The sequence below is a fragment of the Mycobacterium liflandii genome (assembly GCF_022354805.1).
Taxonomy (GTDB): Bacteria; Actinomycetota; Actinomycetes; order Mycobacteriales; family Mycobacteriaceae; genus Mycobacterium; species Mycobacterium marinum.
Window position 1 is genome coordinate 634,306 of the sequence record NZ_CP023138.1, and the last position, 16,873, is coordinate 651,178.

Annotated in this window: 15 protein-coding genes and 1 pseudogene; 3 read left to right on the plus strand and 13 right to left on the minus strand. The window is 64.6% G+C overall.

What is annotated here, in order from left to right:
• Nucleotides 1-18 precede the first annotated feature (18 nt).
• The 3 genes and pseudogenes from CKW46_RS02995 to CKW46_RS03005 form a co-directional block, all read right to left on the minus strand.
• Nucleotides 19-417, minus strand: a pseudogene (locus tag CKW46_RS02995) (Zn-ribbon domain-containing OB-fold protein).
• A 95-nt stretch (nt 418-512) separates the two neighbouring features.
• On the minus strand, nt 513-929 hold the full coding sequence (locus CKW46_RS03000) for a DUF5313 domain-containing protein (protein WP_482052793.1): 417 nt from the start codon (nt 927-929) through the stop codon (nt 513-515).
• Between the two features lie 30 nt (nt 930-959).
• On the minus strand, nt 960-1,451 hold the full coding sequence (locus CKW46_RS03005; protein WP_011742428.1) for a MarR family winged helix-turn-helix transcriptional regulator: 492 nt from the start codon (nt 1,449-1,451) through the stop codon (nt 960-962).
• A 133-nt stretch (nt 1,452-1,584) separates the two neighbouring features.
• On the opposite strand from CKW46_RS03005, the gene CKW46_RS03010 reads away from it, so the two are divergent.
• On the plus strand, nt 1,585-2,748 hold the full coding sequence (locus CKW46_RS03010) for an AAA family ATPase (protein WP_041298618.1): 1,164 nt from the start codon (nt 1,585-1,587) through the stop codon (nt 2,746-2,748).
• A 21-nt stretch (nt 2,749-2,769) separates the two neighbouring features.
• Here the strand turns inward: CKW46_RS03010 and CKW46_RS03015 are convergent, their stop codons facing one another.
• The 6 genes from CKW46_RS03015 to CKW46_RS03040 all read right to left on the minus strand — a co-directional run bounded on the left by CKW46_RS03015 (nt 2,770) and on the right by CKW46_RS03040 (nt 8,706).
• Entirely contained in the window at nt 2,770-3,513 is a 744-nt protein-coding gene (locus CKW46_RS03015; protein ID WP_020727646.1) for a CPBP family intramembrane glutamic endopeptidase, read from the minus strand.
• A 54-nt stretch (nt 3,514-3,567) separates the two neighbouring features.
• Nucleotides 3,568-4,776 carry a glycosyltransferase gene (locus CKW46_RS03020; RefSeq protein ID WP_482052794.1) on the minus strand — a complete coding sequence of 403 codons (1,209 nt, stop codon included), beginning with the start codon at nt 4,774-4,776 and terminating at the stop codon, nt 3,568-3,570.
• 68 nt (nt 4,777-4,844) lie between these two features.
• Nucleotides 4,845-6,056 carry an acyl-CoA dehydrogenase family protein gene (locus tag CKW46_RS03025; RefSeq protein WP_015353982.1) on the minus strand — a complete coding sequence of 404 codons (1,212 nt, stop codon included), beginning with the start codon at nt 6,054-6,056 and terminating at the stop codon, nt 4,845-4,847.
• A gap of 4 nt (nt 6,057-6,060) precedes the next feature.
• Nucleotides 6,061-6,705 carry a TetR/AcrR family transcriptional regulator gene (locus CKW46_RS03030; protein WP_482053504.1) on the minus strand — a complete coding sequence of 215 codons (645 nt, stop codon included), beginning with the start codon at nt 6,703-6,705 and terminating at the stop codon, nt 6,061-6,063.
• A gap of 77 nt (nt 6,706-6,782) precedes the next feature.
• Entirely contained in the window at nt 6,783-8,000 is a 1,218-nt protein-coding gene (locus tag CKW46_RS03035; RefSeq protein WP_015353984.1) for a GNAT family N-acetyltransferase, read from the minus strand.
• Between the two features lie 139 nt (nt 8,001-8,139).
• Nucleotides 8,140-8,706, minus strand: a complete 567-nt coding sequence (locus tag CKW46_RS03040; protein ID WP_012392152.1) for a PadR family transcriptional regulator — start codon at nt 8,704-8,706, stop codon at nt 8,140-8,142.
• A gap of 127 nt (nt 8,707-8,833) precedes the next feature.
• Between CKW46_RS03040 and CKW46_RS03045 the strand changes: the two genes are divergently transcribed.
• Both CKW46_RS03045 and CKW46_RS03050 read left to right on the plus strand, forming a co-directional pair.
• Nucleotides 8,834-9,265 carry a nuclear transport factor 2 family protein gene (locus CKW46_RS03045; protein WP_011742421.1) on the plus strand — a complete coding sequence of 144 codons (432 nt, stop codon included), beginning with the start codon at nt 8,834-8,836 and terminating at the stop codon, nt 9,263-9,265.
• Between the two features lie 58 nt (nt 9,266-9,323).
• Complete coding sequence (locus CKW46_RS03050) at nt 9,324-10,364, plus strand: LLM class F420-dependent oxidoreductase (protein WP_015353986.1); 1,041 nt, start codon at nt 9,324-9,326, stop codon at nt 10,362-10,364.
• A 21-nt stretch (nt 10,365-10,385) separates the two neighbouring features.
• Here the strand turns inward: CKW46_RS03050 and CKW46_RS03055 are convergent, their stop codons facing one another.
• From CKW46_RS03055 to CKW46_RS03070, 4 genes are all read right to left on the minus strand, one after another.
• A complete protein-coding gene (locus CKW46_RS03055; protein WP_499018762.1) occupies nt 10,386-11,441 on the minus strand; it encodes a phosphotransferase family protein in 1,056 nt (351 codons plus the stop codon).
• A gap of 30 nt (nt 11,442-11,471) precedes the next feature.
• A complete protein-coding gene (locus CKW46_RS03060) occupies nt 11,472-12,695 on the minus strand; it encodes an acyl-CoA dehydrogenase family protein (protein ID WP_482053505.1) in 1,224 nt (407 codons plus the stop codon).
• A 122-nt stretch (nt 12,696-12,817) separates the two neighbouring features.
• Nucleotides 12,818-13,942 (minus strand): adenylate/guanylate cyclase domain-containing protein, encoded by a 1,125-nt coding sequence (locus CKW46_RS03065; RefSeq protein ID WP_240274448.1) that lies wholly within the window; start codon nt 13,940-13,942, stop codon nt 12,818-12,820.
• Between the two features lie 113 nt (nt 13,943-14,055).
• On the minus strand, nt 14,056-16,293 hold the full coding sequence (locus CKW46_RS03070) for an NADP-dependent isocitrate dehydrogenase (protein ID WP_012392157.1): 2,238 nt from the start codon (nt 16,291-16,293) through the stop codon (nt 14,056-14,058).
• Nucleotides 16,294-16,873: the final 580 nt, after the last annotated feature.

The following is a 16,873-nucleotide window of genomic DNA, read 5'->3' on the forward strand; positions in this document are numbered from 1 at the left end:
TTCCGCGGTGCCGGATGGTCAAGTAGCGGGCTCGAAGCCGAAGCCGATCGCTTCGGTCCCCTGCGCGTCGGTGCCGATCGCGTAGGTGGCCAGGCGCACCTTCATCCCGTCGTGCACGTGCTCGGGATCGGGGTCGATGTTGATGAGATTGGCGCGGACCTGGGTGCCGTCGCAGTCGACCACGGACGCGATGAACGGGGTGGGGATACCGGGTGCGGCGAAAGTGACGATGGTGAACGTGCGCACCGTGCCCTCGGTTGGCACCGGCACGGTGGTGAACTCGGTGGCAAAGCAGTTGGCGCACGCGTTGCGGCGGTCGAAGAAGCGGGCGCCGCAGTGGGTGCATTACCGGGCCATGAGGTGCGGATCGCCGTCGTCGAGCACCAGGTAGTCGACCAACGGGATCTGCTTGGTCATGTGAGCACCTCCGCCATGTCTATCCCCGGTCTATCCCGACCGTAGCGAGTGCGCGCCATCAGCGACAGATGCGGCGACGGCCGCGCTCGAGGCGGTTAGAACGGGCTGCTGTTGGACTGCCAGTGCGCCTCTTCGGGCCGCGGGCCGTAGCGGCGAGCGTAGTCCTCGTGCATCCGCGCCTGCTTCTTCTGTTTGAGCACGTCAACCAGGTTGGGATCCAGACCGTGCTGGGCCAGTCGGTGCCGGCGCCAGACCTTGTTCAGGGCCAGCGAGATCAACAGCGACCAGATGTAGAGCGGCACCGTCATCTCGGAATGCACATACAGCGAGGCCGGCAACAGCCACAACGGGGCGAGGATCAGAATCGGGGGAAGCGCCCACCTGATCATGTGCCGGCGGATGGCTCCCTTGCCGGCTAGGTCGTTGGCAACCCAGCTGCGCATCGAATCGGGTAGGCACTTCCCATACGAGTAGGCAATGTACTGCCAGAAATTCGGTTTGCCGGCGGCCATCAGGACTCCTATAGGGACAATTTCGAACTGTTAGGACTGCGGTGCGTCGGCCGCCAAGGCCGCCACATTGATACGGGTGAGCACACGGTGGAGTTGCTCGAGTTCGGTCGGGTCGACGCCCAGGCGCGCGATTACGGCAGCGGGTACCTCAGCCGCCCGTTCGCGTAGTGCGATACCGAACCTGGTGAGCTTGACGTCGGTGGAGCGTTCGTCGGTCGCGTTTCGGGTCCGCGTGACCAGGCCGAGTGCTTCGAGGCGCTTGAGCATCGGCGACAGCGTGGCCGAATCCAGCTGCAGGGTCGCGGCGATCTGCTTGACCGCCAGCGCAGAACCCTGTCCCGATGATGTTCTCTGGTTATCCCACAAGGCCAGCATCACCAGATACTGTGGGTGGGTCAGGCCAAGCGGTTCCAGTAGCGGGCGATAGACGGCCAGGACGGCCCGATTGGTGATCGCGAGCGCGAAACACACCTGCTGTTCGAGGGCAAGTGGATCGGCCTGCGGCGTCGTTGGTGCGGCCATATCTACATCGTGCCCTAATAGTTAGTGCACCAGCAATAGGGCCATTGGTCACTTTCTGGGCTTGAGCGGCCGCGATGGGGTACGCCCGGGGGTGCTCGGGCGCGCCGTGCCGGTTTTGGATTAGCGTGGCCAGGTGCTGGTGACTGTCGCGGTGGAGAACTACCGGTCGCTGCGCCAGCTGGTGGTCCCGCTACACCAGCTCAATGTGGTCACCGGTGCCAACGGAAGCGGCAAATCCAATCTCTATCGCGCGTTGCGCCTGATGGCCGACTCGGCCCGCAACGGGGCGGTGGCCGCGTTGGCCCGCGAAGGCGGGTTGAGTTCGACCATGTGGGCCGGGCCGGCGGTGATCGGCAAATCGGTGCGTCAGGGGCGCCACCAGGTCCAGGGGACGGTTCGCACCGATTCGGTTAGTTTGAAACTCGGCTTCGCCGGATCCGATTTCGGCTATGCGATGGATCTTGGTCTGCCGCAGGCGTCGATCAGCAAGTTCAAACTCGATCCCGAAGTCAAAGTGGAGGCGCTCTGGGTCGGGCCGGTGTGGCGCAGCGCCACGGCGATTGCCGAACGGGGTGGCCCGGTCGCGCGGCTGCGCGACGGTGACGACAACTGGCACCTGATCACCGACGCGCTGCGGCCCTTCGATTCGATGCTCAGTGAGTTGGCAGATCCGGTGCGGGCCCCGGAACTCATCGAGATGCGTGAGCGCATCCGGAACTGGCGCTTTTATGATCACCTGCGCACCGATGCCGACGCACCCGCCCGGCAGGCCCGGATCGGCACCCGCACCACGGTGCTCGGACACGATGGGGCCGACCTGGCCGCCGCGCTGGAAACGATTCGCGAGATTGGCGACGAGGCGGCGCTCGATGAAGCCATCGATCGAGCATTTGAGGGCAGTCGGATAGACGTCGCCAGCGACAACGGCCGCTTTGAACTGGCGCTGAAACAGCCCGGAATGCTGCGGCCATTGGGTTCCGCGGAGCTCTCCGACGGAACACTGCGATATCTGCTGTGGAGCGCAGCCTTGCTGTCCCCTCGGCCGCCGCAGTTGCTGGTGCTCAACGAGCCCGAGACCAGCTTGCACCCCGAGCTGCTGCCGGCGTTGGCGTCGCTGATCGCCACGGCCGCCCAACGCAGCCAGATAATCGTCGTTACCCATTCCGAGCCCCTGGTGGCGGGTCTGCAGCAGGCCGCGGAGGTGCACACCATCCGCCTGACCAAAGAACTCGGTGAAACCCGGATCGTGGGTCAGGGCATGCTCGATCAGCCGTCCTGGCATTGGCCGCCCCGCTAACCGCTGATGGGCCGGACGCGCTCAGGATGCGGGCATGGTGCCGGTCAATATCAGCATCAGTACCAAGCCGGGCAATGAGTTGGTCACTTGGTGCGCGACGATGCTTGCCCACAGGCCGCCGGAGTACAACCGGGCCAGCGCGATCGGGACGGCGATCACCAGCAATAGCGGTGCTCGGGTGAACTCGAAGTGGGCCAGTGCGAACACCGCGGTGGAGACCACCAGCGCGACCCACTGCCCCCAACGCCGCTCCAGCGCTCCCCAGAGCAGCCCGCGGTAGAGGATCTCTTCACACAGCGGCCCAACGAACACGACGACGATGAACACGGCCACCGCCCACGGCCACGAGGCCCGGACGTCACCAAACACCTTGTATAGGGCTGAATTCGCGTCGGGACCGGTGATCGAGGCGTAGAGCATGGACGCGGGCACACTGACCACCAGCCCGCCGAGACCGAAAACGAGTCCCAAGCGCACGTCGCGCCACGTCCCGCCCATGCGTAGGTCGGTGCGGGGACCATTGCCACGCCGCATCGTGATGAATACGGCCAGCCCCGCCGCGATGACCGTGGGAGCGGCCACCGCCAGTGAAATGAGCGCGGCGGACCGGGGACCCGCGCTCGCCACGACGAGCGCCAACAACGTGGAGCTGAGTAGGTAGACCAGCTCTACCAGGACGAAGGCGCCCAGCCCCCAGCGATGTGCGGGCGCCGCGGTTGGCCGAAGGGCCGGCGCATCCGGCGTGCTCGACGAGGTGGGCAGCAACGGGTCATCGCCGGGTTCTGCTTGCACTGCCGTGACGCTAGCGCACTAGCCGCCTCAGCTGCGCCGGTCGACGTGAGCGGTGTGCTCGAGCAGGTCGGCCGCCATGGCCATGCTGTGGGCGGGTGGGGTCATCTGGTCCGCCACCGTGCGGGCACGGGCGATGTACTGCGCGGCCAGGATGCTACCCAGGCCGGCGGCCAGCGACTCCGAAGTGGCTGCCGAAAAGGGCTGTCCGACACCGACTCCAAGCTCTTCGATGCCAGCGGCCCAGATCGGCTGATCGAGCCATAGCCAGCGAATCAGCATGGGGATGCCGGCGCGCAGGCCGGCTGCGGTGGTTCCGGCGCCCCCATGATGAACTATCGCGCGACAGGCCGGAAAGACCGCCGCGTGGTTGACCGCCGGTGCGACCATGACCTGGTGGGAATGCGGCATCTGGCCAAAGTCGTTCGGCCCGGCGCAGATCAGCGCCCGCTCACCCAGCTGAGCACACGCGGCACTGATCATGGCGAACTGCTCCGCCGGCGAGGTCAACGGGGTGCTGCCAAAGCCGAAGTAGATCGGTGGGGCTCCTTCGGCAATCCAGGCGAGGATCGCGTCATCGTCATCGGTGGGTGACTGCAACGTCAGCGCGCCGACGAATGGGTGTCGGCCATCGGCTTGCACCCACCGGCCCGGTGGTCCGGGCAGGACGATCTGGTCATAGGCCTGGATTTCGAGCGATCCCTGTTCCGCGACCCGTTGCGGGACGGATTCCGATGCCGGCGGCAGTCCCAGGGCCTGGCGTTGGGCGTCGTCGGCGGCTTTCGTTGCCAGCGTCGAGAGCATGCCCGCCGGCAATGCCGGCGCAGGGAAGAAGTGCAGCCCGGCCAGCGGAATGCCGAAGTACTCGGCGACATTGGCGGCCACCGCCTGCTCGTTGAAGCCGACCACAAGCAGGTCGGCACCGTCCGCCAGCGCGGTCAGCGTCTCACTCTTGGCCGCGTTCACCCGGGTTAGGTGTTCAATGAGTTTGGGCACCATGGTGATTGGGTGCTGGGCCGTGGCCGCTAAGTCGCCAACCAGGTTCGGGGCGGGGCCCATCTGCTGGTGTGAATCGGGGCCATAGGCGACCGTGGTCAGCCCGGCCGACTCGAGGAAGCCGACCAGGTTGGGTGGGGCCGCCACCCGCACCTCATGGCCACGTCGCAGCAGCTCACGCGCGGCGGCGGCGCACGGCTCAACGTCGCCGCGGCTTCCGTAGCTTGCGACCACAGCTTTCATCGGCGGAAATTTCGGCTGCGAACGTCTACCGGATCATCAACGGCCGTCGGCGCTACCGCACCGAATGCTCATCGGATGGGCAGCCCGGTCAGCGCTCGCGATATCACCAGGCGCTGGATCTCGCTGGTGCCCTCGAAGATGGTGAAGATCTTCGCATCGCGGTGCATCCGCTCAACGGGGTAGTCGCGGGTGTAGCCGTTGCCCCCGAGGATCTGAATGGCCTCGTCGGTGACGTAAACGGCGGTCTCACTTGCCACCAGCTTGGCCATCGATCCCTCCGCCGAATCGAAGTTGTGATTGTTGCGGGCCATCCATCCGGCTCGCCACACCAACAGACGCGCCGCATCGATGCGCGCTTTCATGTCGGCTAGTTTGAACGCCACCGCCTGGAACTCGCCGATCTTGCGCCCGAATTGTTCGCGTTGGCAGGCGTATTCCAGGGCGTACTCATAGGCCGCTCGGGCCACGCCGACCGCCATTGCCCCTACGGTGGGCCGGGTGCGCTCAAAGGTCTTCATCGCGGCCTGCCCGCGCGCAGAGGCGCCGGACTTGACCCGAGCGATGCGCGCCTCGAACTTCTCTCGCCCGCCGAGGATCGCGTCCTCGGGCAGACGCACGTTGTCGAGCACCACCTCAGCGGTGTGGGAAGCGCGGATGCCGTGCTTCTTGAACTTCTGCCCTTGGGTCAGGCCCTTGGTGCCGGGCGGGATCACGAACGTGGCCTGCCCGCGGGTGCCCAGTTCGGGGTGTACCGATACCACCACGATGTGCACGTTGGCGATGCCGCCATTGGTCGCCCAGGTCTTGGTTCCGTTGAGAACCCACTCCCCGGCCGCCTCGTCGAAGTGCGCACGGGTGCGGATGGCGCCGACGTCGGAGCCTGCGTCGGGTCCTGAGGAACAGAACGCTCCGAGCTTGGGATCGCCGGGGGTGCCAAACATCTCCGGCAGCCAGCGGCCCAGCTGTTCGGGAGTTCCGTTGGCGGCCAGGGCCGCGGCGGCCAGCCCGGTGCCCATGATGGAAATCGCGATACCGGCATCGCCCCAGAACATCTCCTCGAACGCGGCGAGAATGCCCACCCCGGACGGCTCGACGGACTGCTGGGCGAAGAAGTCGGGCGAGTAGAGCCCCACCTTCGCGGCCTCCTGGATTACCGGCCAGGGAGTCTCTTCACGTTCATCCCATTCTGCGGCGGCCGGGCGGATAACCTCGGCCGAAAACTTGTGCACCCAGTCGCGTACTTCGATCACGTCGTCGCTGAGTTCTAGTGAGAAGGTCACAGTCTTACTCCTGGAATTTGTTGTCGGCCCAGGGTTTTCTGGAGGGCGCGGGGTTGGTGTATTGAGAGAGCATGCTGACGGTCTGATTGACCCACGCCTCGAAGTAGCGGCTGTCATCGATGTTTCCGGGCGAGCGACCGGTCAGTGCCTGCAGCGTCGCGGCGTAGGACAGCGAGGCGATGGCGACACTGGCCGCCGCTTCGGGATCGGGTATTCGGGTGCGGCCCGACCGGTTGGACGCCGCCAGTTCGTCGGCGAATCGCTGGTAGGCGTTGTCGGTGATGATCTGCCAGGTTTTCTCGTCGAGGTCACCGAGTGCACCGGGCTCGCGCAGCATCACCTTGAGCAAATCCTCGCTCTGTTTCAGGTTGGTCCAGATGAGGTGTCCGGAGGTTCGCACCGCCTGCTCCACACCGCCCGGCTCGCCGGCGTCGTACTGCTCGCGCGCTGCCACGATGCTGTCGATGCGGTGCTCAACCGCGGCCTCGAGCAGCTCGTGTTTGGAGCCGAAGTGCTTGTACAACGCGCCAGATCCCGGCGCGAGGCCCGAGCAGCGCTGGATGTCGGCGACCGACGTCGCCGCGTAGCCCTGGGCGGCAAAGAGCTTCAGTGCCGCCGAGAGCAGGCGATCTCGTCCGGACGTGGACATGGTGAGAGAGTACTCACTCACCAAGTCGAGCGCAAGTGGCTCGGTGCCACCAGTACCTGGTAGAACGCCAGTACGCCCTAGAAGAAGAACCCGGCGTGGGGCGCTTCCGGCGCCGCGAACAGCTGATCGGCAACGGCAGGTGCGGTCGGGTCCTCGCACCGGGCTAAACCTGCCATGGCGAGGTCGCGCCAACGCGCGCCACCGAGCAAAACGGCGGCAAGGCCCGCAACGTCGAGGTGCAACGCGGGACGCCGACTCGTCGGTTCGGCCCCGTCGCCCGAGATGGTGAAGTGACCCGAGTTGCCGGCCAGCAAGGGATCATCGATCGCGATGGTGACGGTGCCATCGCCGTAATAACGCCGGGCGGCCAAGGCGGCCCGGACATCGATCACGCGCAGCCACGTCTCGTCATGCACCGCCGTCACCTTCATGGCCCGTCGATCAACAAGCAGCCAGGGCAGCGGATCGTCCAAAGGCAGCATCCAGAAGACCACGCGGTCAATCAGATCGAGTCCGAACAGGAAACGCAGCAATCCAAGATAGGCGGCGCCGGTCGGCGCGAAGAAGTCCTCGACCACGATGGTGCGTTGGTCGGCGACGAACCACTTCTCGGTGTCGATGGGGCGGTAGCGGACGAATCCCGTCTCCCGCCCCGGCTCGCCGTGGACTGCGATATACGAAGGCCCCGGCGATGTTTCGGCGCGCAGTCGCTGGAACTGCCACCAAACCCCCGGGCGGTCAATGGTTCCCGGTCGCGACGGCCGATTCCTCGCGTAGATCCCGGCAAGGACGTCCCAGCTATCGACGGTGTCGAGTAGCCGCACCGGTCCGCCGGTTCCGACACCCGGGCGCAACGTCGCCCGTGCCGTCTGGATTTCAACGCTCTGCGCTGAACTGGCCACGCCGTAGCCATACCGTTCATAGATGGTTGCCTCCGAGGCTCGCAGCGTCGCCACCGTCTCGCCCCGTGCGGCGAAGTCGCGTAGCTGATGGCTCATCAGCTCGGTAGCGATGCCTTGGCGGCGAAACGTCGGCAGCACACCGATGCGCGTCACGGCGGCATGGCGCACGATCGCTCCGCCGGGCAGGGTCAGGTCGCTGGTGGCGGCGTCGGCGGTACCGACCAGTTGCTCATCGATGAATGTGCCCACGGTTCGCCCGGGCTCGAGAAGTGTGGTGATCTGGCCCGGCGACAGGTTCGGCATGGGGGGTAGGCCGACCATGGCGACGCGGAACACTTTGCCCGCCGCCATCAGGTCTTGCTCGGTGTCGAGAACGCGGATGTTGGTGCTCACCCGGCCATCATGTCGCGTCCGTGCGAGGCTGGTCTGCAGCGCGTCAGGATCGGGTCATGCGCGCCGACGGCATGGACTCGAGTGTCCGGCCGAAATTGCCGCCTGGGGCAATTTTTCCCCAGGGTCGTGCAGTCGTTTTCTATCCCGTTTGCGTAGCGAGACGGAAGTCCAGGATTTTCAACGTCTGCTCGGCCCACTGAATATTTGCCTGCTCGAAGGAAATTCCGCGCAGCAGCGTCAGGTAAGGGCCTATCCGTTCGGCCTGGGTCAAGTATTCCTGCTCGGTGCGGCCGTCCAGCATGCGCCTGCGTGCCCGCTCGTAGCGCTCCAGTTTTGCCGTGGCCCATTGCAGTAGCTCGACAACGAATTCCCGAACGGCGTCGATGTTTCCGGCATCGCAGGCCTGAATCTTGATGAGCAGTTCGTCGCGAATCACCGCGGGCTTGGGCGGCTTGCTGGTGAACTGCAGGATCGCCGCACGACCTGACTCGGTCAACGAGTGCATGCGCTTGTTGGGCCGGCGCTCTTGGTGGACTACACGGGCCTGAATGAGCCCTTGCTCGGTCAGGCGTTCGAGCTCGCGATACAGCTGCTGTGGTGTGGCCATCCAGAAGTTCGCCATCGAGGCGTCGAACTCTTTCGCGAGGTCATATCCGGACGACTCGCCTTCCAAGAGGGCAGCCAAAACCGCGTCACGGAGTGACATCTGGCCCATGATACATGGCAAGAAAGATCTGGCGAACTGGCTTCGTGAGTGGTTCGCTCGCTATGGGCGCGACGGCGGCTACCCGAAAATATGAATATTCGATAAATACACTAGGTGGAGGTGTTTGATGCATCCGTTCCGTAAAGCGGTTGAAGAACGTGATGTGACAGCCGTTGAGGCGATGCTGGCCGACACGGTGGTCTTTACCAGCCCGGTAGTGTTCAAACCGTACGTGGGCAAAGCGATCACCGCAGCGCTGCTGCGCGGTGTTCTGCGGGTGTTCGAAGACTTTCGCTACATCCGCGAGATCGCCGACGGCAACGGACGTGACCACGCCTTCGTGTTCGAGGCGACGATTGCCGGGGCTTCCGGGGCGTCGGGTAAGAAAGTCATGGGTTGTGACTTCCTGCATTTCAACGAGGACGGACTGATCGATGACTTCATGGTGATGGTGCGGCCAATGTCGGGCGCCATGGCGTTGTCGGAGGCGATGGGCGCCCAGTTCGACCGGATCCAACAAGAGGCGCTGGAACTGGCCCAGCAGTTCGCCGGGGCATAGAACTTTCATCGCTTGGCTCCGCGCCGAGCGTGAACAAATTTGAGGAAGGGTGTTGGTCATGCGAATCGGATTGGCCATCAATTACGCGGGCGGCTTCAAGGAGGTGGCCGCCGAAGTGGCCGACCTCGAAGGTGCCGGACTGGACATCGTCTTTGTCCCCGAGGCGTATTCGTTCGACGCCGTCAGTGCTCTTGGATACCTGGCGGCCTGCACGGACCGCGTTCAGCTCGCCTCGGGCATCCTGCAGCTGTACACGCGGACGCCCACCTTGACGGCGATGACCGCGGCCGGGCTGGACTATGTATCCGACGGTAGGTTCACCCTTGGGCTCGGTGCCTCAGGTCCGCAAGTGATCGAAGGCTTTCACGGGGTGCCCTATGACGCCCCGATTGCGCGTACCCGCGAAATCATCGAGATTTGTCGTCAGGTGTGGCGCCGTGAGCGCCTGGAATATCAGGGTAAGCACTACACGATCCCACTACCGGCCGGCCAGGGTACCGGGCTGGGCAAGCCACTCAAGATCATCAATCAGCCTGTGCGGGAGCGTATCCCGATCTTGTTAGCCGCGTTGGGGCCCAAGAACGTCGAGTTGGCGGCCGAAGTGGCCGAAGGCTGGCAGCCCATCTTCTACCTGCCGGAGAAGGCCCACGATGTCTGGGGCCAGGCGCTGGCGGCCGGCCGGGCCAAACGGGACCCGGCGTTGGGCGAACTCGACGTGTATGCCGGCCCGGTGCTGGCGATCGGTGACAACGTGGAATCCCTTCGCGAATTCGTGAAGCCGCATCTGGCGCTCTACATCGGGGGGATGGGTGCCAAGGGCAAGAACTTCTACCACATGCTGGCGACCAGATATGGCTACGGAGCCGAGGCGGACCGAATCCAGCAGCTGTACCTGGCCGGGGACAAGGACGGCGCCGCCAAGGTTGTCCCAGACGAGCTGGTGCGAGACGTCAACCTGATCGGCACGCCAGGGTTCGTCAGGGACCGGCTGGCGGCGTTCCGCGAGTCCGGGGTCACGACATTGAATGTGGCGCCGATCGCGGAAACGGCTGCCGAGCGGGTGAAGCTCATCGACACGCTTCGCCAACTGGTCGACTAGGCGCTCGGGGCCTTTCCGGGGTCAGGAAGCTGAGTCGGAGACTTGGTTCATGCCTGCGGCATCGGCGATTTCGCGAGCCATGTGTACCCGCGCATCGATCCATGCGACGGTCGGAGTCCCCTCAGACGCCTTGTTCTGCGGCTCGTCCATCGCCCGTCGCATGACGCCCTCGGCGATGATCGCCAATTTCCACAGCCCGAGAACATGCCAGTACTGCAGCGCGGCCGGATCGCGGCCGGTCTCCTCTAGATAGAGGCGGGTCATTTCGGCGCGGTCGGGAAATCCGTCGAGGGTCGAGGGTGCGAAGTCACCGACGCCAGATTCACCGGGCTCCATCCAGTAGGTGAGCAGGCTTCCCATGTCAGCGAGCGGATCGCCCAGCGTCGACAGTTCCCAGTCCAGGGTCGCCACCACCGCGCCGGTCTCCGGCGAGGTGATCAGGTTGCGCAGATGAAAGTCCCCATGCACCAAGCTGATTTCCCGTTGCTCGGGAGCGGCGGCGACCAGCCGGCGGGTCAGGTCGTCAAGTTCGGGAAGCTCGCGCGTCTTGGACAGCTCCCATTGTCCCGCCCAGCGTTTGAGCTGGCGCTGGGCGTAGGGCTTGTGGCTGGCCAGATCGTCGAGCCCCACCTTCGCCAGGTCGACGGCGTGGATTTTGGCCAGGGTGCGGGGCAACGACAAGGCGATCTGGCGGCGCTGCCGTGGCGTCAGCGCCTCGGCAACCTCCATGGTGTCGACGACCAATCCATCAACGAACTCCATCAACACCAATGGCGCCTCGGAAAACTCCGAATCCGTTGTAACTCCGAGGATCCGGGGAACCGGCACGTCGGTCTCGGCCAGCCCGGCCATGATGCGGGCCTCGCGCACCACATCGTGGGCCGAGGCCAGCAGATGCCCCAGCGGCGGGCGGCGCAACACCCAGGCGCGGCCAGCGGCATCGGTGACCCGATAGGTCAGATTCGACTGACCGAGACCGATGCGTTGAAAACGCAGTGGCGCGGCGACTTGGTGCCCCAGCGTGACCAGCCACCGTGACACCGCGTCGGCGTGGACACCGGGAATGTCCTCACTCATGGGTCCGGGCATCGGTGCGGTTGACCGGGTTCACGATCCGTGGGCGCCGTTGCGGTACTTGCGCAACTCTTGGGTGGCAATCGCTCGTTTGTGCACCTCGTCTGGGCCGTCGGCCAGCCGCAATGTGCGCAGGTGGGCCCAGGCCATCGCCAGCGGAAAGTCGTCGGTGACCCCGCCACCGCCGTGCACCTGAATGGCCCGGTCGACGATTTTGAGCGCGATGTTGGGGGCCGCCACCTTGATCGCCGCAATCTCGGTACGGGCGTGCTTGTTTCCGACCGTATCCATCAGGTAGGCGGCCTTGAGGGTCAGCAATCGGATCATCTCGATCTCGATCCGGGCCTCGGCGATCCAGTCGCGCACGTTCGCGTTCTCGCTGATGGGCTTGCCGAAGGTGACCCGGGATTGGGCTCGTTTGCACATCAACTCCAGCGCCCGCTCCGCCATGCCGATCGCGCGCATGCAGTGATGAATGCGGCCGGGGCCCAGCCGGGCCTGGCTGATGGCAAATCCCTCGCCTTCGCCCTTGAGCACGTCTTTGACCGGCACCCGTACGTCGACGAAGTCGATTTCGGCATGTCCTTCGCGGTCCTGGTAGCCAAAGACGGGCAGGTTGCGCTGCACGGTGAGGCCCGGCGCATCGATCGGCACCACCATCATCGATTGCTGGCGGTGCACCGGCGCGGTGGGGTCGGTCTTACCCATCACGATCAAGACTTTGCAATTACGGTGCATGCCGTTGGACGCAAACCATTTTCGCCCGTTGAGGATGTAGCTGTCACCGTCGCGCACCATCGACATCTCGACGTTCGTCGCATCGGAGCTGGCCACCGCGGGCTCGGTCATGGCGAAGGCAGAGCGGATTTTGCCCTCTAGCAGCGGCTTGAGGTAGCGCTGCTGGTGCTCATCGGTACCGAAGAGGGTCAGCACCTCCATGTTGCCGGTGTCCGGGGCGCTACAGTTGCAGGCCTCCGAGGCGATGTGGCTGCGGCCCAGGATCTCCGACAATGGCGCGTACTCGAGGTTGGTCAATCCCGGCCCCCACTCGGGGTGCGGGTGAAACAGGTTCCACAGCCCGCGATTTCGGGCCGCGGCCTTGAGTTCCTCCAAGATCGGAGGATGGAAATGCGGGTCGCCGGCGGCGCGCATCTGTTCGTCGTAGATGGCCTCAGCCGGGTACACCTGGGAATCCATGAACTCGAGCAGGTCTGATTGGTACTGCTTGGCGCGATCGGAAATATCGAACAGTGACATGAGAACCTCTGGCATCTGTTGACACGGGGTCGGCCACCCGCCATGTGAGGGTGGCGTGATCTTTTCCTACACCCTTGCGATGATCCCGCCGCGGGGTGTGCCGCCGACCGCCCCAGCCGGTGTCAGCCGCGCCCAGCGGGGCGGGCCGGCTCTACCCGGAAGAGCTTGACCTCGGCGCGCATCCCCCTGATCCGTTGGGCACCGATCGAAAACCACTCGAAGTCACCAGCGTTGCCGACGGCATCACGGGTCGATTCGGCAACCACGACCGTGCCCGGGTATGCGATCGAGGTGACCCGGCTGGCCAGGTTGACCGGACTGCCGAACCAGTCACCCGCCCGAGTGACCGCAGCCCCAGATGCAACACCAATCCTCAAGGGTGGCAGGTTGTTTGCCGCGGCGGCGGCCAAGTCCAGCGCCGCCCGCAGCAGCGGTGCGGGTTCTGGGCAGACCAGCATCACCGCGTCGCCGATCGACTTCACGAACCGGACCGGCATGGTCGCGGCGTCGTGGGCGAGGTCGGCAAGCCGGGCGGCCACCCGTTCCAGGTCCTCGGCCGGCATCACTTCGCCGAGCCGGGTGAAGCCCGCCATATCGGCGAAAGCAACGGTGACGGGTCGGGCGCCCGGTAGCGTGCCCGCGGCCCGTTCCGCCGCGTTGACGGCTTCCGTCTCCACCGAATGGCGCAGCTCCAGGCGCATCAGATCGTCCATCATCGGAGGCAGCAACGGAATCGCTGCCTGGGCCAACTGCTCGGACGCCTCGGCCAGCTCGATCTCGGAGAACCCCGGCCGCAACAGCGTCTTCAGCGCCGCCTCCCGCATCATGGCGGCGGCATGCCCCAGGCTTTCCACCAGTACCCGCATGACGGCAACCGCATCTTCGAGGTCGTAGCCGATATCCAGAAAGACCTTCGCGTGTCTGACCGCCTCGGCGTCGGCCCACGGCAAGACGGCCTCGTCCGGATCGTCGATCCGGGGCAGGCCAACGGCACGTTGCAGGCGCTGCAGCACATCGAGTTCGATGCCGGTTGCCGCGCAGATCTCGCGCGCGGACACCAGCGTTCCATCATCACCGAGCACCCGGTAGGCGGGCAGCATCACCGGTGCGGCCGCCGACGCCTGGATGTGCTCGAGACTGAACCCACGCTCGAGTAGCCAAGCGATCAGCTCCGCGCGGTCTTGGCGTGCGGTCCCCTCAAGCCCGTCGAGCAGGCCTGACGCCTCGATATCGACGTCTGCGGCCATAGCTGCTCACTCTATTGGAAACCCGCGGCCGTGAGCGGGACCAGCGCCGCGCAGCTGGGCCCGCCCGGCCCGGGATTTCCAGCGGACACAGGCTATTCAGAGGGTGGCGGGCCTCAGCCCTGTGCGGCCTCCAGCGCGGCGTTGAGCGTCTTGCTGGGCCGCATGACCGCGGTTGTCTTCTCGTTGTCCGGCGCGTAGTAGCCGCCGATGTCAACCGCCTCGCCCTGCGCTTCGGCGAGTTCGGCCACGATGGCCTCCTCGCCATCGGCCAGCGCCTTGGCGAGCTTGGCGAAGTGTTCGGCAAGTTCCGCGTCGTCGGTCTGCTCGGCAAGTTCTTGGGCCCAGTACAGGGCGAGATAGAACTGGCTGCCCCGGTTGTCGAGCTCACCGGTCTTGCGTGAGGGGCTCTTGTTGTTGCCCAGCAGCTTGCCGATTGCGTCATCAAGAGTCCTGGCCAGAATCTTGGCCCGGTCATTGCCGATCTTGATGCCCATGTCTTCCAGGCTGGCTCCCAGGGCGAGGAACTCGCCAAGCGAATCCCAGCGCAGGTGATTCTCCTCGACCAGTTGCTTGACGTGCTTGGGCGCTGAGCCTCCGGCGCCGGTTTCATACATCCCGCCGCCGGCCATCAGGGGCACGATGGACAACATCTTGGCGCTGGTGCCCAGCTCCAGGATCGGGAATAGGTCGGTCAGATAGTCACGCAGAATGTTGCCGGTCGCGGCAATGGTGTCCAGCCCGCGAATCAGGCGTTCCAGGGTGTACCGCATGGAACGCACCTGAGACATGATCTGGATGTCCAGACCTTCGGTGTGGTGATCCTTCAGGTACGTCTTGACCTTCTTGATGAGTTCGTTCTCGTGCGGACGGTACGGGTCCAGCCAGAACAGCACCGGCATGCCCGAATTGCGGGCGCGGGTGACGGCCAGTTTGACCCAGTCGCGGATCGGCGCGTCCTTGACCACACACATGCGCCAGATATCGCCGGCTTCGACATCCTGGGTGAGCAGCACCTCGCCGGTGTCAAGGTCGACGATGTTGGCGACGCCGTCCTCGGGAACCTCGAAGGTCTTGTCGTGTGAGCCGTATTCCTCGGCCTGTTGCGCCATCAGGCCGACGTTGGGGACCGTGCCCATCGTTGTCGGATCGAACTGTCCGTTGGTCTTGCAGAAGTTGATGATTTCTTGGTAGATCCGCGAGAACGTGGACTCCGGGTTGACCGCCTTGGTGTCTTTGAGCTTTCCGTCGGCGCCGTACATCTTGCCGCCGGCCCGGATCATCGCCGGCATCGAGGCGTCGACGATGACGTCGCTGGGGGAATGGAAATTGGTGATTCCGCGGGCGGAATCCACCATCGCCAGCTCGGGGCGGTGCTCGTGGCAACGATGCAGGTCGTCGATGATCTCATCGTGCTGGGAGGCCGGCAGGGTCTCGATCTTGCTGTAGAGATCTGACAACCCGTTGTTGACGTTGACACCCAATTCGTCGAACAGCTTCTGGTGCTTGGCGAAGGCGTCCCGGTAGAAGGTCTTGACGGCGTGGCCGAAGACGATGGGATGGCTGACCTTCATCATCGTCGCCTTGACGTGCAGGGAGAACATCACGCCGGTCTTGTAGGCATCCTCGATCTGCTCTTCATAGAACTCGCACAAGGCCTTCTTGCTCATGAACATGCTGTCGATGATGTCGCCGTCATCCAGCGAGACCTCGGGCTTGAGCACCAGCGTCTGGCCGCCCTTGGTCACCAGTTCCATCTTCACCTTGTGCGCGCGGTCCAGCGTTATCGACTTCTCACCGGCATAGAAGTCGCCGTGTCGCATGTGGGCGACGTGGGTACGCGAAGCCATCGACCATTCACCCATGCTGTGCGGGTGTTTGCGGGCGTACTCTTTGACCGCATTGGGCGCCCGACGGTCCGAGTTGCCTTGGCGCAGAACCGGGTTCACTGCACTGCCCAAGCACCTGGCGTAGCGCTCCTTGAGCGCCTTTTCCTCGTCGGTCTTCGGGTCGGCCGGATAGTCCGGAATCGCGTACCCCTTGTCTTGCAACTCCTTGATCGCCGCCTTGAGCTGGGGCACCGATGCGCTGATGTTGGGCAGCTTGATGATGTTGGTGTCCGGGTCCTGCGTCAGCTCGCCCAGCTCGGCCAGATTGTCCGGGACCCGCTGCTCGTCGGTGAGGTAGTCGGGAAATTCGGCCAGGATGCGTGCGGCCACCGAGATGTCACTGGTCTTGATCTGAATGCCAGCGGGCTCGGCAAAAGCCCGCACTATGGGCAGGAAAGCGTAGGTCGCCAGCAGTGGCGCCTCGTCGGTCAGCGTGTAGATGATGGTCGGCTGCTCGGCGCTCATGTGTATCTCCCGGCGTCACTGTCGGTTCGGTTTCGAGGTTCTCTGCGTTGTAGGTGCGGCTACCAGTATCGCGGATCGGCGTCCTCGGCAGACAGCCCGCTGCGGCTCGGCGGCATACAGCTTGTCGCCTGCACTGATATCTGCGACTTCTCCTCAAGCCTAGTGTGGGCCGCGTTCGGGCCCGGTCGGCACGGGTGGGCAAGGTGGGCAAGGTGGGCCACGCGCCGATCATGGCGGTTCTCGGCGGAGGCGGCAATAGCGGCCGGCAAGGCGTACGTAGTAGTTTTGCTAGTGGGTTATCAGATTTACGCGCATGCGACGGTCGGATTTCTGGCTGAATTGTGTTCAGCGCATCATGTGGAAAGTGTGTCGGAGTGAACTATTTTGGGGCTGAATTTGGCCACTAACCAGGTGACTAGTCGGTTTGCCGGAGTGTTCGCAGCTTCACCAGTTGGGCGGTCGTGTCATGAAAGGGAATTTGATCTCGGCGCCAAGCGCGCATTCCAGCCGTCATTTCACGCAGCGGTGGAATAGCCTAAAGGAGCAGGGCTCCGGCGTTGTTGATTAGCAGGCTTGTGAG